The organism is Flagellimonas aequoris (assembly GCF_003584165.1).
GTDB lineage: Bacteria > Bacteroidota > Bacteroidia > Flavobacteriales > Flavobacteriaceae > Flagellimonas > Flagellimonas aequoris.
This window is the reverse complement of sequence record NZ_QXFJ01000023.1, coordinates 156377-179872: the sequence shown is the minus strand read 5'-3', so window position 1 is coordinate 179872 and position 23496 is coordinate 156377. Positions and strand designations below refer to the sequence as shown.

22 protein-coding genes and 1 tRNA gene are annotated in these 23496 nt (G+C 41.8%); 10 read left to right on the top strand and 13 right to left on the bottom strand.

Going from position 1 to position 23496, the window contains the following annotated elements; genetic code table 11:
- Positions 1-51 precede the first annotated feature (51 nt).
- Positions 52-1575 (top strand): GH3 family acyl-acid amido synthetase, encoded by a 1524-nt coding sequence (locus tag D2U88_RS09495; RefSeq protein ID WP_119640643.1) that lies wholly within the window; start codon positions 52-54, stop codon positions 1573-1575.
- Positions 1576-1577: 2 nt separating this feature from the next.
- Here D2U88_RS09495 and D2U88_RS09490 read toward each other — a convergent pair whose 3' ends face one another.
- The 6 genes from D2U88_RS09490 to D2U88_RS09465 form a co-directional block, all read right to left on the bottom strand.
- Positions 1578-2159: a hypothetical protein gene (locus D2U88_RS09490; protein ID WP_417935282.1), complete on the bottom strand. Its 582-nt coding sequence runs from the start codon at positions 2157-2159 to the stop codon at positions 1578-1580.
- Positions 2160-2267: 108 nt separating this feature from the next.
- Positions 2268-2732: a hypothetical protein gene (locus D2U88_RS09485; RefSeq protein ID WP_119640184.1), complete on the bottom strand. Its 465-nt coding sequence runs from the start codon at positions 2730-2732 to the stop codon at positions 2268-2270.
- 93 nt (positions 2733-2825) lie between these two features.
- Positions 2826-4247, bottom strand: a complete 1422-nt coding sequence (cls, locus tag D2U88_RS09480) for a cardiolipin synthase (protein ID WP_119640182.1) — start codon at positions 4245-4247, stop codon at positions 2826-2828.
- A 135-nt stretch (positions 4248-4382) separates the two neighbouring features.
- Complete coding sequence (locus tag D2U88_RS09475) at positions 4383-4592, bottom strand: YtxH domain-containing protein (protein WP_119640179.1); 210 nt, start codon at positions 4590-4592, stop codon at positions 4383-4385.
- A gap of 46 nt (positions 4593-4638) precedes the next feature.
- On the bottom strand, positions 4639-4800 hold the full coding sequence (locus D2U88_RS09470) for a DUF1328 family protein (protein WP_119640177.1): 162 nt from the start codon (positions 4798-4800) through the stop codon (positions 4639-4641).
- Positions 4801-4938: 138 nt separating this feature from the next.
- The gene (locus D2U88_RS09465) at positions 4939-5601 is read right to left on the bottom strand and encodes an SOS response-associated peptidase family protein (RefSeq protein WP_119640174.1); all 663 of its coding nucleotides are present in this window, start codon (positions 5599-5601) and stop codon (positions 4939-4941) included.
- A gap of 194 nt (positions 5602-5795) precedes the next feature.
- Between D2U88_RS09465 and D2U88_RS09460 the strand changes: the two genes are divergently transcribed.
- Together D2U88_RS09460 and D2U88_RS09455 are read left to right on the top strand one after the other, a co-directional pair.
- Positions 5796-6836 (top strand): helix-turn-helix domain-containing protein, encoded by a 1041-nt coding sequence (locus D2U88_RS09460; RefSeq protein ID WP_119640171.1) that lies wholly within the window; start codon positions 5796-5798, stop codon positions 6834-6836.
- Positions 6837-6953: 117 nt separating this feature from the next.
- Positions 6954-7265, top strand: coding sequence for a hypothetical protein (locus D2U88_RS09455; RefSeq protein ID WP_119640169.1), 312 nt, complete (start codon positions 6954-6956; stop codon positions 7263-7265).
- Between the two features lie 115 nt (positions 7266-7380).
- On the opposite strand, the gene D2U88_RS09450 is transcribed toward D2U88_RS09455, so the two are convergent.
- A tRNA-Phe gene (locus D2U88_RS09450) sits at positions 7381-7456 on the bottom strand.
- A 100-nt stretch (positions 7457-7556) separates the two neighbouring features.
- Between D2U88_RS09450 and D2U88_RS09445 the strand changes: the two genes are divergently transcribed.
- From D2U88_RS09445 to D2U88_RS09415, 7 genes are all read left to right on the top strand, one after another.
- Positions 7557-8285, top strand: coding sequence for a type III pantothenate kinase (locus D2U88_RS09445; RefSeq protein ID WP_119640167.1), 729 nt, complete (start codon positions 7557-7559; stop codon positions 8283-8285).
- Complete coding sequence (locus D2U88_RS09440) at positions 8286-9551, top strand: BamG family beta-barrel-assembly machinery protein (RefSeq protein WP_119640164.1); 1266 nt, start codon at positions 8286-8288, stop codon at positions 9549-9551.
- 103 nt (positions 9552-9654) lie between these two features.
- Positions 9655-11025 carry a hypothetical protein gene (locus D2U88_RS09435; RefSeq protein ID WP_119640161.1) on the top strand — a complete coding sequence of 457 codons (1371 nt, stop codon included), beginning with the start codon at positions 9655-9657 and terminating at the stop codon, positions 11023-11025.
- A gap of 2 nt (positions 11026-11027) precedes the next feature.
- The gene (lptC, locus tag D2U88_RS09430; protein ID WP_119640158.1) at positions 11028-11642 is read left to right on the top strand and encodes an LPS export ABC transporter periplasmic protein LptC; all 615 of its coding nucleotides are present in this window, start codon (positions 11028-11030) and stop codon (positions 11640-11642) included.
- Positions 11639-11839, top strand: a complete 201-nt coding sequence (locus D2U88_RS09425; protein WP_119640156.1) for a hypothetical protein — start codon at positions 11639-11641, stop codon at positions 11837-11839. The genes lptC and D2U88_RS09425 overlap by 4 nt, the downstream gene beginning before the upstream one ends.
- 5 nt (positions 11840-11844) lie before the next feature.
- Complete coding sequence (locus D2U88_RS09420) at positions 11845-13134, top strand: hemolysin family protein (protein WP_119640154.1); 1290 nt, start codon at positions 11845-11847, stop codon at positions 13132-13134.
- 83 nt (positions 13135-13217) lie between these two features.
- A complete protein-coding gene (locus D2U88_RS09415; protein WP_119640152.1) occupies positions 13218-15338 on the top strand; it encodes a peptidylprolyl isomerase in 2121 nt (706 codons plus the stop codon).
- A gap of 93 nt (positions 15339-15431) precedes the next feature.
- On the opposite strand, the gene D2U88_RS09410 is transcribed toward D2U88_RS09415, so the two are convergent.
- The 6 genes from D2U88_RS09410 to bla all read right to left on the bottom strand — a co-directional run bounded on the left by D2U88_RS09410 (position 15432) and on the right by bla (position 23488).
- Positions 15432-16013: a hypothetical protein gene (locus D2U88_RS09410; protein ID WP_119640149.1), complete on the bottom strand. Its 582-nt coding sequence runs from the start codon at positions 16011-16013 to the stop codon at positions 15432-15434.
- A 172-nt stretch (positions 16014-16185) separates the two neighbouring features.
- The gene (locus D2U88_RS09405) at positions 16186-16962 is read right to left on the bottom strand and encodes a hypothetical protein (protein ID WP_119640146.1); all 777 of its coding nucleotides are present in this window, start codon (positions 16960-16962) and stop codon (positions 16186-16188) included.
- Between the two features lie 9 nt (positions 16963-16971).
- The gene (locus D2U88_RS09400) at positions 16972-18471 is read right to left on the bottom strand and encodes a SusD/RagB family nutrient-binding outer membrane lipoprotein (protein ID WP_119640144.1); all 1500 of its coding nucleotides are present in this window, start codon (positions 18469-18471) and stop codon (positions 16972-16974) included.
- Between the two features lie 11 nt (positions 18472-18482).
- Positions 18483-21581, bottom strand: a complete 3099-nt coding sequence (locus D2U88_RS09395; protein ID WP_119640142.1) for a SusC/RagA family TonB-linked outer membrane protein — start codon at positions 21579-21581, stop codon at positions 18483-18485.
- A gap of 411 nt (positions 21582-21992) precedes the next feature.
- The gene (locus D2U88_RS09390; RefSeq protein ID WP_119640140.1) at positions 21993-22640 is read right to left on the bottom strand and encodes a helix-turn-helix domain-containing protein; all 648 of its coding nucleotides are present in this window, start codon (positions 22638-22640) and stop codon (positions 21993-21995) included.
- A 119-nt stretch (positions 22641-22759) separates the two neighbouring features.
- Positions 22760-23488 carry a subclass B1 metallo-beta-lactamase gene (gene bla / locus D2U88_RS09385; RefSeq protein ID WP_119640139.1) on the bottom strand — a complete coding sequence of 243 codons (729 nt, stop codon included), beginning with the start codon at positions 23486-23488 and terminating at the stop codon, positions 22760-22762.
- Between the last annotated feature and the right edge of the window lie 8 nt (positions 23489-23496).

Sequence of the window (23496 nt, the reverse complement as noted above, 5' to 3'; positions counted from 1 at the left end):
ATCAAAGGACCAATCGATAGTTTTGTTGTAAACATTTCAAAAACTTTCGATATGGCAATTATTGGAAACATCATAAAAGGCTTCATTGAGGCGAGGGACACCCTTAGTAGTGAGGGCAACCCAGTAGAAGAGCAACAAAAAGTTTTGCAGGAACTTTTGGAAAAGGCCAAGGATACACGATTTGGGGAACATTATAATTTTGATTCCATCTTGGCATCGGAGAATATCCAAAAAACATTTGCCGAAAATGTTCCCTATTTTGATTACAACAAAATATCCAACGAATGGTGGAACCATATCATGAAGGGGGGGGGCGATGTGACTTGGCCCGGAAACCCTGATTTTTTCGCACTCAGCTCCGGGACCACTGGGAAAAAATCGAAAAGGATTCCGGTCACCGAGGATATGATTTCTTCTATTAAAAGGGCTGGTATTAAGCAAGTGTATGCCCTGAGCAATTTTGATATGCCAAGTGATTTTTTTGAAAAAGAAATCATGATGCTGGGCAGTTCAACGGATCTCAAGGAACGCAACGGTCGCAAAGAAGGGGAAATAAGCGGTATCAGTGCCAGCAACATACCCTTCTGGTTCAAAAAATATTACAAACCCGGGGAAGAGATAGCCCGCATCGACGATTGGGACGAGCGGGTGCTCACCATTGCCAAGGAGGCCAAAAATTGGGACATTGGCGCCCTGAGCGGTATCCCTTCGTGGATGGAGCTTATGCTGAAAAAAGTGATCGAATACCATAACGTGGACCATATCCATGAAATTTGGCCCAATCTGCAGGTGTATACCTCCGGAGGGGTGGCCTTTGATCCTTATGAGAAAAGCTTCAATGCCCTGTTGGGAAAACCTATCCAGATCATTGATACCTATTTGGCCTCGGAAGGTTTTATGGCTTTTCAGAGTAGGCCGGATACCAACGCCATGAAATTGATCACGGACAATGGTATCTATTTCGAGTTTGTGCCTTTTAAACCGGAATACATCAATCCGGATGGTTCGTTGGTCGCACATGCTCCTTCCTTGACTTTGGAAGAAGTAGAGGAAGATGAAGACTATGTATTGATCATTTCCACTGTTTCGGGCGCATGGAGGTATGTCATTGGCGATACGATTGCCTTTACGGATGTGGATAGGGCCGAAATCAAGATTACGGGAAGGACCAAATTTTTCCTGAACACTGTGGGTTCGCAATTGTCAGTGAACAAGTTGAACGATGCTGTTAAGCATCTGGAAGAGGAACTCAACATCAAGATTCCGGAATATACGCTTTGTGCCAAACGGTTTGATGATGGATTTTACCACTCCTGGTATTTGGGGTCGGACCAATCCTTGAACAGCTCCAAAACCGCAGAGATTCTCGACACGTATTTAAAACAGGCCAACAAAAATTACAAAGTGGCCCGCTCCAAGGCACTGGAAGGTGTAAAAGTGGCTTTTGTTCCCCAAAACGTATTTGCTGAATGGAGTGGCGCCAATAAGAAAAAAGGTGGGCAGGTAAAGATGGAACGTGTTATGGGTGAGGAAAAATTCCGGGAGTGGGAAGCGTTTGTTTCCCAAGAATTATAATCTTAGCCGTTATCGGCCGAATCCTGTTGCTTCACCATTTCCATGATTTCATCAGGGGATAGGTAATATTGCTTGATCCTGTCTTTATAGGTGGGATGAATGGCGGAATTGTCCAAGATGAACCGTTTCGTCTTCAAAATGTATTGAGACATGCCATGGGAAACCGCAAAAGAATCTGCGGCACGTTCTGCCTTTTTTACATATTCCTTCAAAAAAACGTATCGGAACCCAAATCCGATAAGGTTGAACCCGCTCCTATTTTGGTAATCCATAATGTGACCCAGTTCGTGGCCCAACCATCCGACCAGAACATCCGAAGGGACATCCACAGTTTTGAATTCCTCCCCGGTAATCTTGAACCTTTCACTGATCAAGATGGTATAGTTCCTTTCGTCTTTAGATTTGAATAGGGCACCAAAGGCGGGCTGTGCCTGCATCACCGATTTTTTAATGTTCCTTTTGAACTTGAAAGTTATGGGAATGTCCCGCAGTTCGGGGTAGTGCATCAAGGCAATTTTCACCTCTTTTTGGATGCTCTTCGGGATTTTTTTATTGGTATGGGGAAACATCTGCAAAATCAACACTAGGCATAGAATGAATAGAAATAATTGTTTTAATCTTTTTCTCAAAACCAATGGGGTAAAAAAAGGGGGAAACCAACGGCTGCCCCCTTAATGGTTATAGTGTTTATCTTAAAACTGATATCTCAGTCCCAAGGCAATATCAAGATCCAGGTCATCGGAGTAATTATCGTTAAAACCGAGCTCCGGTCTCATATCCAAAGAGATAAGTAGTGGTATGTCAAAATCGTATTCGATACCTAGGTCACCTGCCACAAGGGCAAAGGCACCATCATTGTCGCCGGCATCAAAGGAACCAACACCCCCACCGGCACCCACATACCAGTGGAACCCGCCATCAATGGGCATGACCCATTGGTACAGACCGACCAATTTAAAGGCATCTACGTTATGGGAATCCCTCCAACCGAGGTCAAATTCCAATCTGTTGTTCTCTTTCAGGTAACGTTGATAGGAGATTTCCCCACCAAATCCATCGTTATCGCCAACCCGGATACCCAAGGCGTTCTTGGAAATGCTTTGGGCACTCAAAGTAGTGGCTCCCATTAAAAAAAGAATAATTAAGATATTTTTCATGATGTGTTTATTTTGACACAAAACTAGGATGGGACACCTGCCGTACTTGTCTCATTTCAATCAAAGATTGATGCAATACCGATTAAAGAATTGTTAAAGCAGGGGTTTTAGGAATTTGAAGAGCCCCTCAAGAAACTTTCGCCAGAAGGGTCTGTTGCGAAAGCGTTCCAAGGTCATGATGTCGGCCTTTTTGCATACGGCAAAAAACTCTTCCTTGAGTTCGGCGGTTATTTCCTGATCATAGATTAAGATATTTGCCTCGTAGTTCAGCTCAAAGCTTCTGATGTCAAAATTTCCCGAGCCAATGGAGACCAGGTCATCATCCACGACCAAGATCTTACTGTGTGAAAAATCCTCCCTCAAATAAATGTTGACCCCAACGTTGAGCAATTCCTCAAACTGCGAGAACATGGCGAACATGGCCGCTATGGAATCGGATTTTTTAGGAATGAGCAAGGTAATGTCCACCCCTTCCATGGCTACGATCTTTAAGGTCTGTAAAAAGGCTTCTCCCGGTAAAAAATAAGGGTTGGCGATCAAAATGGATCGTTGGGCTTGGTTCATCATGCTGATGTATTGTTGCATGATGGCTGGATGGTCGGAATCAGGGCCACCGACCACTACTTGTGCACAGGCAGTTCCGACTTCATCCTGCTCAAAAAGATAGTCCTGGATCCGAAAATCCCCATTCTTGCTGGCAAAGTAATAATCCTTCAAAAAAACGAGATGGATGTCGTTTACAATGGGCCCTTCCAATTTTAAATGTGTGTCTTTCCACTTGCCGAGTTCACCCCCATGTCTAATGTATTTGTCAGAAACGTTTACACCTCCCGTGAATGCCACTTTGTTGTCTATGACCACAATTTTTCTGTGGTTCCGAAAGTTGAGGGAGAACAATAGGTTGTTCAGCCTAATGGGCATTATAGGGTGGATCTCCACCCCGATATCCTGAAAGTGCTTTTTAGGTCTTCCCCGAAGGTGATAGCTTCCCAACGAATCATACAAGATCCTAACTTGGACCCCTTCCTTGATTTTTCTTTGGAAGAGTTCCAGCATCTTGTCCAAAAGCCCCCCTTGCTCCAAAATATAATATTGTAGATGAATGAAATGCTCGGCTTCTTCCATGGCTTTGAAAAGCGCATTGAAAGTTTCGCCCCCGTCCTGTAGCACCTTGATCTGGTTGCCACATGTGGCCTTGGTATTGGCACTGGATTGGATTAGGGTACTCAATCTTTTTTTGCGGATATCGGCATCAAAATTGACTTGGTGCTTTTCCAAGGAGGAGTCTCCTGGAAACCTATAATGTCTCCTTCTCTCAAAATCTTTGCTGTTGAAGAATTTGAACTTTCTCCGGTTCATCCCAAAAAGATAGTACAGGACCACCCCGATGATGGGGAGTGCAATTATGGACAATACCCAACTGATAGATCGGGAAGGGCGCCTACCATGATAGATGATGGCACCGATGGCCCAAATGGAAAGTACAAGATATACTATGGTGAATACGGTCTTCACGGTACGGGAATAGGTGTTTAACTAAGCTAATACGGAAAATTTAAAAGGCAATCTCCATGGAGTCAAATATTTTCGTCTTAAACAAAAAACTCTGGCAATGTTTTGCCAGAGTTGGGTTTTCTAAAGAACAGTTGCTTAGATGGAATCTTTTTCAACAACTTCCTCGATTTTGTCCCCGACATCGTCGGCGGCATCCTCAATTTCATCACCAGCTTCCTCTACACCGTCTTTAACATCTTCTATGGCTTCTTCAGCCTTGTCTTCTTTTGTTTCCCTGCAACTGTTCATACTCATGGTAAATGCCATGGCCATGAACAATACTAGCAGACTTATCGATTTTCTCATGGTTCTCTGTTTTTAAGTTAATGATTCTTAGTGTTTATGCTTGATTCTAAATCTTTTTTCTACCGGTTATCAGCGAAATGATAAACAATACAATAAAGATGAAGAATAGGATTTTGGCAATACTGGCCGCACCGGCGGCAATTCCACCAAAACCGAAAATTCCGGCCACTATGGCCAAGATTATAAAGGTGACTGTCCAACGTAACATATTTTCAGGTTTTAGGATTGTTGTCCGACTAACTCTTAATCAGTACATTACAAATTTCGGAATCATGAAGGAGAGGTCTTGTCGCTATCGGTTTTTATCTTGACTCATTAGCTATATCATTTGACCAGTCTATTGCTTTTATAGGTTATAGGTAATATTGTTCAGAAAGAATTCGTTGGACATGAGGTTGGCCTTGAGCTTTACCTCGGGAGGATTTTGTATGAAATCCTTCAGGTCTTCCATTTTAGAAGCATTGGATAGCCAGAATGATGTCGAATCTTCTGGAACGATGATAGGTGCAAGATTGCTGATGTTATGATAGCTGGATACAAAGGAATTGGTCTTGCTCGTAATCAACGCGGAACATAGGAACCCATCTTCCAACTTATTGTATACACCGGCCAAAAAAAAGGGCTCTTCTAAAGGTTTACACAAATAATAACTACAGGTATTACCGTTCTTGATCATGTGGGTGTAAAAACCGGTGACCACGATCAAGCATCTTCTTTGGCTGAACGATTCCTTCATCCATTCCACTTGTTCCAGTTCGTGCAATTGCACATTAAGGGTATTGGCGTTATTTTGAAAAATGTACCAATCTTCCTTAAAATTTTGTGGCATGAGCCCCCAAATGGCAAACGTAATCTCACTTTGATTGTCCATGGTGACTACGGAGAGGTTGGTTTCGTGAAAACCATGGATCAAGGGGTTTTGGGTGTACAGGTTTGGATATTTGAAAGGAATGCCAAACGCTTTTTCAATTTCATTCTTTTCAGCTGCATTGGAAAGTTTGTAGATCATAGCTCTTCTCAATTTTTGGTACAATTAAATTGATTTGCTGAAAAAGGGTTGACTCAAAAGGATTTAATGATGATGCTTTTGCCCAAAAATTTGAAAAATCAAAATAAATGGACGTAGCGATTGTGCAGGTTGAAACAAAGTCTATCTTTATAAGTTGGCGGAATATGTATTAACCTTGATCAGCCGGAACACCTATGATAAAAATTTATATAGAGGCCCAGAAAACTGCCGATTCGGTGGAGCAGGTGCGAAAAGTTATAGGTGGTACCATTACGGAACGTTGGGGGCAGTATACCCTTAACGTTGACAGTGACAAGGCCCGCGGCCATATGAGCTACATTGAATTTGAATGGGGCGTGAGCTTGGTGGAGTATGACTTGACCTTTTTTGATGAGGTGATGATCATGGTGGATACCTCAAAATTCAATCCCATCAATTTTTACTATTGTTTGGAAGGTTATAGTGGACATAAATTTGGCCACGAGTCTACGGATGAGATCAAGTTCATTGAACAATTTCAGTCCGTTATCCTGACCAATAGGAGTGGAGGTGTGAGCGACCGTTATTTTCCGAAAGACATCAAAATTTCCCTGAGTGTGATCCAAGTCCGCAGAAAGCCCTTTTTAAAGCGGAGGTTAAATCAAGGTGATTCGCTCAACAAGCAATTGTACGAGGTGTTTTTGGACACGGACCACGAAAAGGTGTTCGCCTATTTTGGATCCTACAACCTAAAAATGGCCGATGTGATGACCGCTCTAAAGAATGTAAAGGGCAAGGGCATGATCCGCATTATGCAGATGGAAGGTTTGGTCTATCAGATCTTGTCCATGCACATGATGCAACACAATAAGGAAGTGAAGAACAAGCACTTATCCACATCCCTGTTGAAACGGGAATTGAAGCAGATCAGGGATTATGCCAAGAAAATAGAAAAGAACATATCAAAGGATTTTTCCTTGGAAGAGATTTCTGCCGAAACCGGACTTACCCAGGCCAAATTACAGGAAGGATTTAAGTTGTTGTACAATAAAACGGTAACGGAATACATCCGAAATGCCAGACTTGAGGTAGCTAGGGACCTGATTGCCAATTCCGAGATGAACATTTCTGAAGTGGTCTACTCCATTGGTTTTACTAGCAGAAGCTATTTTTCCAAGATTTTCAAGGAAAAATTCGGGGTGAGCCCAAGCGACTTTATGAACAGCAAACGAAAGCTGGGAACCTCCGAAAAATAGCTCCCAAAATCCTGTAGGGGCAGGTTTTAGACGAAGGGGGGATTTACAATGTTAATTTAATGTTTTGTAATTGTAAATTTATTTACAGTTTGTCTTATTTTTGTAAAAAATTTAGACTTGGAAATCCTCTGGAAACATCTATCGGAACCCAATGGACTTGGTCATGTGCAGCGCATCAATTTGGAGTATGCCGTACAATTGCAGGTAGTACGAATCTTGATCAACGAAGCCGAACACCTGATGGATTATCTTTCCCTGATTGTTCTAGAAATTGATTCCCGCAATGGGATGGTCTCCGTGCATGACGATACCCCAGAGCCACTGTACTCCATGGTGGAACGTAATTTTGTTCAGGTCAACACGATTCAAGAGGAGACAGCCTCAGAAGTGTATTCGGACTTGCAGACTTCTTTGATGGCGATATCGTAGCGCATCTTATCTTTTTTTCTTTCAATTAATAAAGCTTGCTTTGTTTGGCTACATATCTTGTAGGCTAAACTAAAAAAAACAAAACCCCCGCAATCCTTATGGATGCGAGGGTTTGTGGTGGTACCTCCAGGAATCGAACCAGGGACACACGGATTTTCAGTCCGTTGCTCTACCAACTGAGCTAAGGTACCATGCCCTAAAGCGGGTGCAAATATAATTTCAAAATTAGGATATACAAACAAAAACAAGAAAAAAGGCATCGAATTTTTTCCAATTCTCGATCTTTGTATCATGAACCTTGTCATCGACATCGGCAATACCTTGGTAAAATATGCGGTTTTTGAAAACGGCAAGATCATTTACGACCAAGCTTCCGAGTCGGGACTGTTCCTGTCCAAGGTCAAGGAACTCTTTGAACGATACCCCAAGATCGGCCATGCTATTATTTCTTCCGTGGGGAAATTGGACCATAAGGAACGTGATATTGTGGCCCTGTTCTGCAAGGTTCATGTACTTTCCAGTGCCTCTAAAGTGCCGTATAAGAATAGTTATGCCACACCACAGACTTTAGGTGTGGATCGCTTGGCATTGGCCACTGCGGCGTTTTACCAAAATCCAAAGGGCAATACCTTGGTCATCGATGCCGGTACCTGTATTACGTACGATTTGGTGAACAATATTGGCGAGTATGTGGGTGGGGCCATATCCCCAGGGGTTCGTATGCGTTATAAGGCCATGCACAATCAAACCGCGGGACTTCCGATGCTGGAACCCGAGGCGATCTTGGACTTTATCGGAAACTCTACCCATGCCTGTATGCATAGTGGCGTAATCAATGGGGTAACCTGCGAAGTGGATGGGGTCATTGACCAGTATCGTTCACGCTTTCAACATTTAACAGTTATTTTAACAGGCGGCGACTCCCATTTTTTTGCCAAAAGGCTAAAAAACACCATATTTGCGAACTCCAAATTTCTCTTGGAGGGGCTTAATGGCCTGCTGGAATACAACAAAGACTAAATGGTTAAAAAAATTCTGATTGCTTTTTTTTGTGTGATGGCCCATGGCCTGTTCGCGCAAAACGGGACCATTTCACCATACTCCTATTTTGGTATTGGGGATCATAGGGACCAAGGGACTGTGGACAATCAAATGATGGGGGGGATTTCCGTATATGGCGATAGTATCCATATCAACTTGACCAACCCAGCAGCCTATTCAAAATTAAGGTTAACGGCCTATACTGCCGGAATTTCCCGCAGGGAATATAGATTGAAGGATTGGAACGAACAGCAGAACACCTCGGTGACTACCTTGGATTATTTGGCGATAGGGTTTCCGCTATCGAACAAAATGGGTATGGGTTTTGGTGTGATGCCGTTTACATCCGTAGGGTATAGTCTTAACGATATAAGGACCAACGGGGAGGGCGCCGAGGTTACCAACATCTATACAGGAGATGGTGGCTTGAACCGCATATTTGCTTCCATTGGTTTTGAACCTATCAAGAACTTGAGCTTGGGGGTAACGGCAAATTTTAATTTTGGTTCTCTTCAGTACCAAAGGGTCCAGAGTGTGGAAGGGGTCCAATTTGGAACCTTGGACAACCGCGAGTCAAAAATCAATGGGTATGATTTCAACTATGCCCTGAACTATACGCCCAAGATTAAGGATAAATACACCCTGTTCGCATCCGTTTTGGTCAACACACAGGGGAATTTGATATCAAAGAACACCCAGACCTTGGGGTCCTTCTCCCTGACCAATGGGAATAATGTAGAGGTGGTCGACGTAGATCTCGATGCTACCAATTTAAGGAACACCGAACTGAAGATTCCTACCCGTACAACTTTAGGACTTGGTTTTGGGGAGGATAAAAAGTGGTTCATGGGGGCCGAGTACAGTTTTCAACAATACAGCGACTTCGACAATAGCTTTTTGGGACTGCAAAATGTAACCTATAATGATGCCAGTACGTATGCCTTTGGGGGATATTGGGTTCCGGATTATCGTGCCCTGTCCGGCTATTTTAAAAGGGTCACCTACCGTGCCGGATTGCGTTATGATGTAAGCGGTTTGGAGGTCAATGGAAAAGAGATAAACAATTTTGGCATAACTTTTGGTCTTGGTATGCCGTTGGGAGGTTCTTTCTCCAACCTGAATCTAGGTTTTGAGTTGGGAAGAAGGGGAACCACAGATGCCAACCTCATAGAGGAAAGTTATTTGAAGATCAACATAGGGTTATCCTTAAATGACATATGGTTTCAGAAAAGAAAAATAAATTGACGGGGCCATTTTTTTAAAAATTGATAAATAACCACCCATTAGGGATCCTTTAGGAGGATTTTTTAATGAAAATTTGTACTTTAACCACTTTAAAATTAGTAAGATGAAAAAGAGACACTACTTAACAATGATAACGGTCGTTATGTTGACGGGATTAAGTATGGCCCAGGCACAAAACCCCGAGTGCATGACCAATCTTTCCATTTACGCGGAACATGCCAAGGTAAAAAACTACGATGCAGCCTATGAGCCATGGAAAATGGTTTACGAAAGCTGCCCCGATATTAACAAAGCCAACTTTTCCTATGGGGAAAGGATTTTGGAGCATAAAATTGAAAAGTCCTCAGGAGCGGAAAAGGATGGGTATATCCAAGAATTGCTTTCCCTCTACGACAATAGTATAAAGTATTTCCCTAAAAACTATTCTGCAGCCGATGTAGCTATTGACAAGGCCCTGTTGTTGTATGACAATAAAATGGCTTCCGATGAGCAATTGTTCAGCATGTTGGATAAAGCTTTCAAAGAGGATAGGGAAAACTTCACGAATCCAAAGGCATTGTACTTATATTTCTCCAGTTTGGTGGATTTACACGGTGCTGGTAAAAAGGACCTTCAGGATGTATTTGATACCTATGATGATGTAACAGCAAAATTGGATGAGGAAAACCAAAAGTTGACCGATGTGGTGACCAAATTGCTTCCCAAGGATTCCTTGGGCACATTGACCAAGAAAGAAAGCAGTGTTCTTAGAGCGGCCACGGTTAACTCCGAATCTTTTGGTAAGGTAGCCAGTAGTGTCGATTCCAAATTGGGGGCCCTTGCTGATTGTGACAACTTGATTCCTCTTTATGAAAAGAATTATGAGGCAAAAAAGGGAGATGTTAAATGGGTGAAAAGTGCCGTTGGAAGAATGTTCTCCAAGGATTGTACTGACGATCCCATGTTCAGGAAATTGTTCGAAGCCCAGTTGGCGCTTGATCCTTCTGCTGATGCCTATATGTATGGAGGGGTGTTGAAACAAAAATCCGGGGATCACAAAGGAGCGATCGCAGACTTCAACAAAGCAGTGGAACTGGAAACGGATTCTTATAAAAAATCCAACATTCTGTACAAAATTGCAACTACCGTGCGAAGGAGCAGCGCGTCCCAAGCAAGGAACTATGCCCTTAAAGCGATTGACGCCAACCCTGCGAACGGTAAGGCCTATTTGTTGATTGCCAACCTGTATGCCGGTAGTGCCAACGATTGTGGTAGTACTCCCTTCGAGAAAAGGGCCATCTACTGGAAGGCCGCTGAAATGGCAAGAAAGGCAGGTAGAGTTGACCCAGCTTTGAGCAGCCATGCAAGCCAGACTGCGGCCAGCTACGATGCCAAGGCCCCTACTAAGGAAATGATTTTCAATTCTGGTATGGCAGGAAAGACGATTACCTTTAGCTGTTGGGTAGGCGGTAGCGTTAAGGTACCTAGTCTATAAGAGTGAAACGAACATCACAAAATATTTTAAAGTGTTTTGCCACGGTCTTTACCGTGGCAATCCTTTTTATGTCCTGTGAGGATCAGTATAAACGGGTAGGTGAAGAAGCCGTTAAACCCATTTTCCCACAGGGTGTGGCACAAAACTTTACGCTTACCTATACGGAAACTGTTGAGGCCATGAGTTCCCAGGATTCTGCAAACTCTAGGGTCATCGCCGTGCTTACAAGTCCCATCTCCGAGGATTTCGACAATCAAAGCTTTAAATTCCGTACCTTTCCTAAAGGACTTAAGGTTGATTTCTTTGATGAAAAGAACCAAAAAAGTGTTATTTCGGCAGATTATGGGATTGTATATTCGCAGACCAATTTGATAGATTTACGTGGAAACGTGGTCATCGAAAGCTATGATGGTAAAAAATTGGAGACAGACCAATTGTATTTTGATAGGAAGAACAACTGGATCTTTACAGAAGCAGCCTTTACCTATACCAATCCAGATGATGGGACCGTCATGGATGGTGAAGGTATGGATTTCAACAAAGATTTCAGCTTTTTTAAAGCAAACAAGACCTTTGGTCTTATGACCATAAAAGAAGAAGAGGGAGAACAACAATGATCAAGATTTTAAGATACACAGAATACCTTTACTTGGCCGTAGCTGCCATTTCCATTTATAAGATTGCCACTCTTTGGAGCATTAACCCCAAGGACACCTACATTTTTATTTTTTTTGCGGCGGTGTCCATAGCCATGTTCGTGTTTAGAAGAAGGTATCGGAAGCGTTTTGAACAGCGACAGAAGGAAAATCAATAACCATTTTGGACTCCTCGATTATCATCATACTTCTTTGCCTGTTGTTCTCGGCCTTTTTCTCGGGAATGGAAATTGCTTTTATTTCTGCCAACAGGATCCATATCGAGATTGAAAAAAAACAAGAGGGGTTTTTGGCCAAGGTGTTAGGCTTGCTTACCGAAAAACCTTCCAAGTTCATCGCTACCATGCTCATAGGCAATAACATTGCCTTGGTCATCTATGGCTTGTTCATGGGAGAGGTGCTGATGGATTGGTTTCAAGGCATGTTGCCCACCAACTATGACTTTTTAAATTCATTGTTGACCGATTTCAGTCTGTTGACCCAAACGATCATATCAACCCTTATCATTCTGTTGACAGCAGAATTTTTGCCCAAGGTGCTTTTCCAGATCTATGCCAATACACTGCTGAAATTGTTTGCCATACCGGCCTATATCTTTTATGTATTGTTCTCGTTCATCTCATGGTTCGTAATCAAGGTTTCCGATTTTATCCTTAGGGTATTCTTCAAGACCAAAGGCGATGAGGTGCAGCTTTCCTTCACCAAATTGGAGCTTGGGGATTACATCAACGAGCAAATGGAAACCGTAGAGGAGGAAGATGAAGTAGACTCCGAAATACAGATTTTTCAGAACGCCCTTCAGTTTTCCACGGTCAAGGCCAGGGAAGTGATGGTGCCCCGGACAGAAATTACCGCCGTGGAACTCAATGAGACCCCAAAAAACCTTACCAAGTTGTTTACTGAAACGGGTTACTCCAAGATTTTGGTATTCAAGGAAAATATTGATGAGATCATTGGCTATGTACATTCCTACGAACTTTTTAAAAAGCCAAAGACCATCAAAAGTATTTTGTTGCCAGTGGAATTTGTGCCGGAGACCATGTTGATACAGGACATCCTGAACGTGCTCACCAAGAAACGCAAAAGTATGGCCGTGGTATTGGACGAATATGGGGGTACGGCAGGTATTTTGACCGTAGAGGATATCATTGAGGAACTTTTTGGTGAAATAGAGGACGAACACGATACCACGGATTTGCTGGAAGAGCAGATAAGTGAGAATGAATTTAGGTTCTCTGCGCGTTTGGAGGTGGACTACATCAACGAGAACTATAAACTGGAACTTCCGGAAGGCGAGGAATACGAAACTTTGGGTGGTTTGATCGTAAATAGAACGGGCGAAATACCCGAGCAGGACTCCGAGGTGGTCGTAGATCGCTTTACCTTTAAAATCCTTGAGGTGTCCAATACCAAAATCGATTTGGTGAGCGTGCGTATCAATACTGAGGATTAACAATTTCCGCAGCTTTTTAAGCTTTCCTATTTGAAAAGAAAGTGGTATTTTCGCCCACTGAATTTAAAGAAACAAGCAGTAAAATGGCAATATTAGAGAGTATTAGAAAACGGACAACGGTTTTGATCCTGATCATAGGTTTGGCCTTGTTCGCATTTGTAATATCCGGGGTGTTCAAAAGTAATGGCTTTGGGGGTGGAAAAGTAGGCTCTTCTGTGGCAGAGATCAATGGGGAGGATGTTTCCATTGAAGACTTCAGGGCCAAGGTAGAAACAGCTTCCAGGAGCTATCCTCCAAGTTTCACTTCCATGCAGTTGGTGAACATGGTGTACGACCAAGAAGTGAGAAAGACCATTTTGAACCAACAGTTCGAGGATTTGGGCATTGATGTGGAAAGTGACCAGATCATAGAGTTTGTAAAAACTTCCGGTTATGCCCAGATTCCAGATTTTCAAGATGAGAATGGGGTCTTCAACGAAGAGGTATTCAAAAGTGCCATTGCCGATTGGAGAGCCAATGATCCATTAAGATATGATGCCTGGCTTCAAGACGAAAAAGCCATTATAGAAGCTGCCAAGGAACGTTTGTATTTTAATTTGATCAAAGGAGGCGTTGGAGCTACCTTGGCCGAAGGAAAATTCGATTACAAATTGGCCAATGATAAAGTGGATATGCAATATGTTCGTATTCCCTATACTTCTATCCCTGATAGTACCATCGAAGTTTCCAAAACGCAGATCCAGGCCTACATCAATGATCATAAAGATTTATTTGAGCAGAACAAGGCGCGTGACATCCGTTTTGTATATTTTGAGGAGAAACCTTCCACAGAGGATGAGAACAATGTAAAAGCTGAAATTTCAGCTTTGATGGATGATACTGTGGAATACTCCGAAAGTACCGACACTTATGATACCATTCCAGGATTCAGGAACACCAAAGATATGGTGGTCTTCTTGGATAGGCATTCCGATACCAAGTTCGATACCATCTATAAGGCCAAAAAAGATTTGCCTTCCGTAGCTGCCGATACTTTGATGGCCATGGCAGTTGGACAAATTTATGGGCCTTATAAAGATGGGGATCTATACAAGATTTCCAAGGTTATGGACAAGAAAACCAACGGTTCGGTCAAGGCAAGCCATATCCTTATTTCTTGGGCAGGTGCTGAACGTGTTAGCCCCACTGTAACGAGGACCAAGGAAGAAGCTGAAGCTAAGGCCAAGGAGCTTTTGGCAGATGCCAAGAAGGAAGATGCTGTGTTCACTGCTTTGGCAAGGGATAACTCAGACGGACCTTCTGCTCCGCGCGGAGGGGATTTGGGATACTTCCAAGAAGGTGTGATGGCGGATGCCTTCAATGATTTCTGTTTTAACAATCCTGTGGGGACCATTGGTTTGGTAGAGACCCAGTTCGGATACCATATCATTAAGATTGACGATAAGCAAGATGTAATACAGGTTGCCACTTTGGCGAGGGAGATACAACCTTCCGAAGCGACCATCAATACCATCTTCACCAATGCTACCAAGTTTGAAATGGCCAGTTTGGATTCCGAGCCTGAAAATTTTGGGGACATTGCCAGGGAGAGCTCTTATGCAGTTAGGCCAGTGAACAAAATTGGCGAAATGGATGAAAACCTTCCGGGTCTTGGCGCACAAAGAAGTGTTGTACAATGGGCTTTCAACGAAGAGACTAGCGTAGGCGATATCAGACGCTTTAATGTGACCAATGGATATGCTGTGGTACAGTTGACGAAAAAGTACAAAAAAGGGCTGATGTCCCCGGAAGATGCTTCCGCCATTGCATTGCCAGAAATTAGAAAAGAACTTAAGGCAGAACAGATTATAGCGGCCAACAAAGGAAAGGCTATGGATGCCATTGCCTCCGACAACAATGTGAGTTTGAGCACTGCATCTGCGGTAACCGTGAAATCCCCAACGTTGCCTGGTTCGGGTCGTGAGCCTTTAGTGGTAGGAACTGCCTTTGCATTGGAGAAGGACCAGACCTCTAATTTGATCAAAGGGGAAACAGGGGTCTTTATGGTCAAAGTAACCAAAAAAGAAGCTGCCCCCGATGTGGACAACTTCAGTACTTATGCCAATAGTTTGAGAAGTAGTGCAGCCGCTAGGGTAAATGGTGCCGTATACAATGCCTTGAAGGATAAAGCCGAGATTGAAGACAATCGGGCTACCTTTTATTAGGATCAAGATTGGAATAACATATAAAAACCTCCCAAAATGGGAGGTTTTTTGTTTTCGGAAATCCCCTAAATAGATTGGGAAGAGGACTTCAAGTTAAGACTGTTCATATTCGTCCCACTTCATTTTATAGGAGATGGAGGTTATTTTTCCATCCGTATCCACGGAAATTTCAAAACCTTGCTTACTCCTAAAATAGGCATCACGGAGAAAGTACCACTTGCCATTTTTAAAAAAGTACTCTCTCTTGTCGGGCTTCCATGCAGCAATGGGATAAATAAAGTCCAATATGGTTTGAAAAAGGGGAGCGGTCTGGGAGTTGAGTATAAAGTCGCCTCGAATGTAGCTTTGTAGTTTTGGTAAAGCTGTATTTGTGCCGATTTGTTCAAAGTTTTGCACTTGTTCCCCATCATCGATCACAATGAACATATTGGAGCTTTTTTTCTTTTGACCATATAGGTTTGTGGTTTCCTGGGAGATGTAGTACACTTTGTATTTGAGTACTTCGGAAATGCGTACGGAATCAATTTCTTCATAGGTGGTTTTGCAACTTTCACTGATGAATCTGTTCAACCTCTTGCAAGCTTGCCCCTTGACTTGCGAAAGGCAGTTGAAGGAACTGATGAAGGAGCATCCTATGACCAGAACACGGGAAAATTTTGGAAGAACTTGAAACATATGACACTTAAATTGGTGACTAACACCAAACTTAGGGGCAATACCTCGGAACTTTGGATAGCAATTGATGAACACCTCGTTTGGATGTATGCAAGATGGATTTGAGTTCAATAATAAGGGAGGCCAAATTCAATTTGAGACCTCCCTTTTAATTGTTAAATAGTGAATAAGTTTATTGTTTTATCAATATCATTTCCCGATCGGCAAAATAACCATCTACCGTATAGTATAGGGTAATAGTCCCTGTATCTGGATCAACACTTCCTGCACCTGAGGTAGCAATTCCAAAATTGTCCATAATGTAACTTCCGGGTATGGTTAAGGTATTGCAGACATCGGAAATATACAGGGGGTATGGATTTGTAAAAGCATTGTCCCTACTAACTTCATAAGTTCCCGTACCAGTACTTGTGATTGTCACCGCACTTTCGTTCCCATTGATATATATATAATTACCTTCCAAATTGGATGGGCAAATGGCCTGTAAGGTTATGGCAGTTGTATTCTTGTCAGATACTGTTTGTGATGAGTCTAAAATTTCCAGAACAACGGTTTTTGGATTTAATGCGTTCAAGCTTTCAGAATTCACTTGGATTACCACATTGGCGGATTTTTGCCCAGCTGGAATTACAAACTCAGTTTGGCTCAAACTAAATTCAACATCCTCATTTGCCGTGGACTCACTGTTTATGCCAATGGTTACCGTAACATCTTCTCCTAAAGGATTACCATCTGCGCCTTGATATTCAATAGGAATTTCAAAATCATAAACTGTTCCACTACCATCTTGTAAAAAGTTATTTGTTATTGATTTTTGTTGAAATTGAACAACAATGGGACCTTTTCCAAAATCGGTTTCTTCCTGATCTAATAGGGCGTCACACGCAACTAAGCTTAACATCAATAGGGATGCAGCAGAATAAATTAAGGTATTAATACTTTTTTTCATGGCTCAGTTTTATTGTTTCCAAAAAGGATATTTAGTAAAAGCATCGTTAATTGAACTTGGAGGGACATTATCTCCGTTAGTGGAATACTCTGATGTGGGATAAAGCAACCTTACTGGGCGAACCCCGTCGGAATCATCAGGTGTTGGGAGATTATTGGGAAACCCGGTACGAACCCATTCCATCCAAGATTCAATGGAGGACGTTCCATTTAAAGCAATCCATTTTTGAACAATTATTGCTTGTATTTTATCGGTGGAAGCATTCCAGCTTACATTAGGTATATTTTGGTTATAGTAGTCACTAGGACTTTCCGCTACGCCCAAATAATCGAATGAAGCCGTAATTGCCTTTTCGTAAAGATCTTGTGCTTCACCTGCTCCACCGGGGAGGTAACCTCTTACAACGGCTTCAGCCTGCAAGAATAGAGCTTCGCTCAGCAACATGATGGGCTGGTCTTGATCGAAGCTTTTCAATAGACCTACACCAATTTTGGAAAGGTCTCCTGAAGTAAATCCTTCTCCAGGCAATTCAGTAGATTGCCATACACCTTTAAATTCTCCTCCATCCTCAGATGCTGAATATAGATATCCTATTCTTGGATCGTTGGTCGTGGTCAAATAGTCAATTGTGTAATCTGATGCGACTGTATAGTCATGTCTATCCTGCTCAGCATCCGAAGTATTGTAACCAGCATAGTTCCAAAATGGACTTTGTTTGTTGGTGTCTTTGGAATAGTTTGGGTTGGCGACAACATCCTCTGTTATATAACCCATGCCATTTGCATTGATAAGGTCGATTTGTTGCTTAATGTAAGCATCTTGACCTGTATTGCTCAACCTTATCAGCATTCTAAGTTTTATGGTATTGGCAAATTGTATCCATTGCTCCATATTACCGCCAAAAATAATATCACTGCTTTCAGGATTTTCTGCAATTTCTGGGAGGTTCAAAGCTTTTTCCGAATAAATGGTCAATGAGTCTATTACACTTTTATATATGGTTTCGGAGTCATCATATTTTGGTGTTGTATTCTCAGCCCTTTTGTTTGCTTCGGTAAAAGGAACATCTCCATATAGATCAACCAAATACTGGTATTGAAATCCTTTGATGACCTGTGCAATTACCTTATAAGCTGTATAATCGACTGCACCTGTAGGATCTTCATACCCTTGGATATAGGTAAGGTCTTTGAAAATTGAACCATAAGGTGTGGTAAATACAGAATTGTTGAAGGAGTTCGTGAACTGATATCTAAACAACTGCCCATTGGCAGACCAGTTGGAAGGTGTTGCCCAGTTATACATTACCATATTGCCTAAGTAGGTCATGGTTGTGCCATTTAGGGAAGCAAATGTATTCTGTGCAACGGGTAGTGTAAGACCAGGTGTTGACACTGGCGGATCATTTGGATTTTCGTTTACATCAAAAAAACTATCGCTACAACTCGTAGATAGTATCAATGCTATCAGGATGAAGCCATTTTTTATTGATTTATATACATTTTTCATAATGAATTTTTTTAAAATTTAGCGGTAAGGGTCATACCAAATTGTCTAACAGGTGCCATTTGATTTTGAGTTCCAAAACCAACAGCATTGCCACTGTTGTAATTAAATTCAGGATCTGTGTAAACATTGTCAGCAGGTCTCCACATATAAAGGTTCCTTCCATATACCCCAACATTTAAATCCTGAATGCCCAACTTGTTGGCCAATTTGTCATCAAAAGCATAGGAGAGGGATACTTCTCGAAGTTTTAATACAGTGGCATCAGTTACATAATTGGATTTAATGTTGTTATAGGTGCTCCAGAACGCGTTTCCTCCTCCCGATGTTAACCGATTGGTATTTTCTATGTATCCATCATTTCCATCAGAATAAACGGAATTAGGGAAAACAAATGGTTGTCTTCCAGACGTTACACTATGCTTGGTCAAACCTGTGAATTCCAAGGCATCGACCAAGTTGTTATAGAAAACATGTCCAGTGCGATAATCGGCAACGGCATATAATGTAAACCCTTTATAATTTATGGTGTTATTTAGACCAACGATGTAGTCTGGAGTAGTTTTGCCCTGTACTACCAGATTACTACTGGGCGTGGGATCTCCATCCTCATCTACAATGACTCTTCCAAGGTCATCCCTTTCGTAATCCGTTGTTTTAATTAGAGGATATGGTTGTCCCTTTTGTGCGACGATAACAGCGCCGTAGGCGATATTGTCGGAATAAGGGCCACCAACAACTACCTCATCAACACCTTCTGTGAGTGAAACTACTTCCGATTTCATCAAGGAATAATTTACACCTAAGTTCCAACTGAAATCTTCGCTCTTCAGGATAGTTCCCTTTAAATCAACCTCAACTCCCTGGTTTTGCAATTCACCAAGGTTGGTATACAATCTGGAGGCCCCAGAAGTGGTTGAAACGTCAATAGGGACAATTTGATCTGTAGTATTGGTCTGATATACAGAAAAACTACCTGATAGTCTATCATCTTTAAAAATGCCAAACTCAATCCCTGCTTCCATTGATTTTGTAAACTCTGGTTTTAAGTTAGGATCCCTGTCGGTGCCGGAAAGGGTAAGACCGGCAGTAGATTCAAAAGGAAATCCTGCTGGTGCACTAAAAGTGGTACTGTTGGAATATGGCCCTGGGTCATTTCCGGTCTTTGATATACTGAAACTTGCCTTAAGGTATTGTAAAGTACCTTTTAGGCCTTTGAAAGCATCTGTTGGTACAAAGGAGACACCACCTCCAGGATAAAAGAATGATCTATTTTCTTTGGAAAGGGAAGAGGACCAGTCGTTTCTTCCTTGACCGTTCAGAAATAAATAATCACCTATGCTTAAGGTAATATCGCCATAAACACCAACTTTTCTGTAGTTCTGGGATGTTTCGCTTCCTTGTAGTTCACCTGTACGTGTGGAGACATTGTAAAAGCCGGGGATAATCAGATTATTTCCCGTTATATCAATGACTTTGTAGTCTGTCATTCTGATATTATGACCAAGGTTTGCCTTTACATTCAATAAATCCGAAATATCTTTGTTCGCCGTTATAATAAAATCACTGTTGAAGCGAGAACTATTATAAATGTAATCTCTGGTGGAGGGAGAAAACTCATCAATCCGTGAGTAGGTTACAGGTAATTCGAATGAGTATGATAACCCTCCATGATATTCTTTAAGATCATTAGTATATTTAGTATAACCTACTCTTGCCAAAGCTGAAAGCCAATCGGTGAATTTATAATTAACATCACTGATAAAAATCATTTCGGAATTGTTGGATTTATTCCTTTGTGTGTCAATAATAAACCAAGGGTTTTCATAAAAAGCATAATACGATACTTCATTTCTGGTAAACTCACCCGTCCTCCAGTTTTTCATTTGGTTGATAGGTATATGGAGAGGACTGTTTAGAAGATACCAGTATAGAGGTCTAGCCTGATGGCCACCAACTCCGACAGTATTTGAATGTGACCGATAAAAGGATATATTGGAACTGACCTGTAGATTACCAAAATCATACATCCCTTTTGCCCTTGCATTGGTTCGGTTGAACTTATCTTGTGGAATTGTACCTTCTATATTGGAGTGATCAATAGAAAATAGAAAATTTGAATTTTCATTACCTCCTGAAAATTCAAAACCATTCCTGATGAGACTCCCTGTTTGAAAAAAGGATTTATGGTTGCCCGGAATTGGACTATAAGGAACCTTCCAAACCCTACCATCTTCATACTGTTCGCTTGCATCTACAAGACTTCCATCAAAACGGGGTCCCCAAGCAACATTCTCCAATGGCCTTATGGTGCCATCAGGGAATCCACCAACACCAAACTCATCCTGCAGTTCAGGTAAAAATGAAATGTTATCCAATTGAGCGGTTGATGTGAAAGTTATGGATGCTTTTCCAGTTCCGGATTTAGTGGTAATGATCACAACGCCATTGGCGGCATCCGATCCATATAGTGCGGAGGCATTACCACCTTTAAGTATGGAAATTTCCTTAATGTCATCAGAATTCAATCGATCTAGTGCATTTCTATCAGCAGGGAAGCCATCAATTACAATCAATGCTTGGTTGTTCCCCAAAAGGGATCTATTACCCCTAAGTACAATTCTGGTAGATGGATTTACACCGTTGCTGATGGTATTTATCTGCATGCCCGAAACCTTTCCTGCCAAAGCGGTCACAGTGTTTACAGCCCTAGTTTTCGTTAAGGCTGAATTGTCAACAGATGCAACCGAATAGGATAATTCCCGTGGCTTACGTTTAATACCAAGGGCCGTTACCACCACTTCCTCCAAAGCCTGCGCATCCTCTTCCATGGACACATTGATGACAGAGGGAATGCCGACCTTTCTTTCCACTGTCTTTTGTCCTATATAACTAAAACGCAAAGTACTACCTGTACTTGCCATGATGGAGTAATTACCATCAAAGTCGGTTTGGGTTCCGACAGAGGTTCCGACAACCAAGATCGAAACCCCGGGAAGCGGTAGGCCATCCTGATCGGTCACCGTACCTGAAACATTCTTTTCTTGAGCTAGAACTGATCCAAAAACAAATAGAAACAGCCCAAGCACCATCCAATACTTTTTGGTTTTCATAAAAATTTGATTAAAGTTAGTTAGCGCAATCGCGCAAGGCAGGAGGTAAAATCTTAATTTGTAGGCTAAATCAAATAATCTTCCTAAACAATGAAATTTTGGGAAAGAAGTAAGTTTTAGAGCCCCCACCTTGTGGATTGCCGAGCAAAAAAACTAAAAGAATGGACCGACCTTGTTAAGGCTTAAAAACCTTTACAAGATTCCCGAACGAGATTAACACTAACATATAGATTGTGGGTTCAATATGGATTTGTGACCGATCGGGGATAATTCCAGGCATTGGATTTATGGGAAACCTCAGTGGCTTATATGTTACTGGAAGTAATGGAGATGTCCTGTTGATTAGATTAAATAGGAAAGTGTTCATCCCATCGTGTTCTCGAGATGCCGGAAATCTAATTCAAGGAATTACTACGCAGCTCTCATCATAAATTCGGTAGGGGTGGTGTGGGTAATCTTTTTAAATGCCTTGTAAAATGAAACTCGGTTGTTGAAACCGCACTGGTATGCGATGTCCGAAATGGATTCCGACGAATTTTCAAAACCCGCACACAATTTGGCTTTGGCTTCTTCAATCCTGTAGGCATTTACAAAATCATAGAAATTCAGATTAAAGTTCTCATTGATAACCTGTGATGCATGATGTCTGGAAATGTCAAGCAACTCGGCAATATCATCCAATCTAAGTTCATGTCTCAGGTAGAGCTTTTCTGAGTCCATCAAATGCGCCAATTTATTTTTCAGCTCTAAAGAAAATGACTCGGAGAGGCCAGTCTTCTCATACTTTTGATGAGTTTTGGATAACGGGAAAATACCATAAGCTTTTATTGATAGCATGTGTATACGTGCCACAAAGGTGTAGATTAGAATGGCATACAATAAAAAGGAGCCTAGTTGAACAATTTCAAAAACCTTTAAAAATTCATCATCCCTAATGAACCAAATGAACAAAAGGATAATGGTATTGGAGATAAAGGCCATTGCCAGTAATAATGCCAATTTGTTGGACAGGGGCCTCACTTTTTTGTTGATAAACGGTAGATTGTTCCAAATTGTCATACTTTATAATTTACATCTTCAAGTAGAAAAGTGTAAAAAAGAAGCCTTACATCTGGACCTTAATTGATGAACATCTCCTTTGGGTTTACGGATGATGGATGTCAATTGGTTTTATTTTCCTATTCCCGAAACAATTCAAGGGTATAATCAAGCAATCCCTTATCCCCATATTGTCCATGGCCGGGCACAATTAGGGAGACATTTGGATATTTTGCTTGGATTCGGGCCACGGTCTGCGACCACTCTGAGGTATTGGCATCTTCCAGGTTACCTTTACCGGCCCCGACGGATTTTATCAAGCATCCACCGAACATGGTCTGATCTTTTGGGAAATAACCTATAATGTTATCCACGGTATGTCCCTCCCCCATAAAATCGAGGATGACGGTTTCATGGCCAACTTGCAACTCCAAAGTTTTTGAAAATTTATTGGTGGGAATTGCCAACTCCTTATCATGAACTAATTCTATGGTCTTTTGGTTGGCATAAGAAGGAATATTTCTATCGTGAAAGGATTGAAGACCTCCCAAACAATCATCATGGAAATGGGTGGCTACCACAGCTTTTACATGCAAGTCTTTCGATTTTAACCATTTTAAAAGTTCTTCGGAAACTTCATTATTAACTGGGGTGTCGAACACAATGGCTTCGCCATCTTGTACCACAATCATCCCATTACAGGCCACTTTGCCAAAGCTTTCGGTTTCCAAATAAGAAACATGCAAGAAGGCATGTTCCGTGAGAGGTTCAATTTTTAAAGTGGCAGATTCATAGCCATCAATGGGGTTACGAGTTTTGCAGCCAATTACCCAAACCAATACCAAAAGAAGAAGGTTGACCTGTTTCATTAAATGAG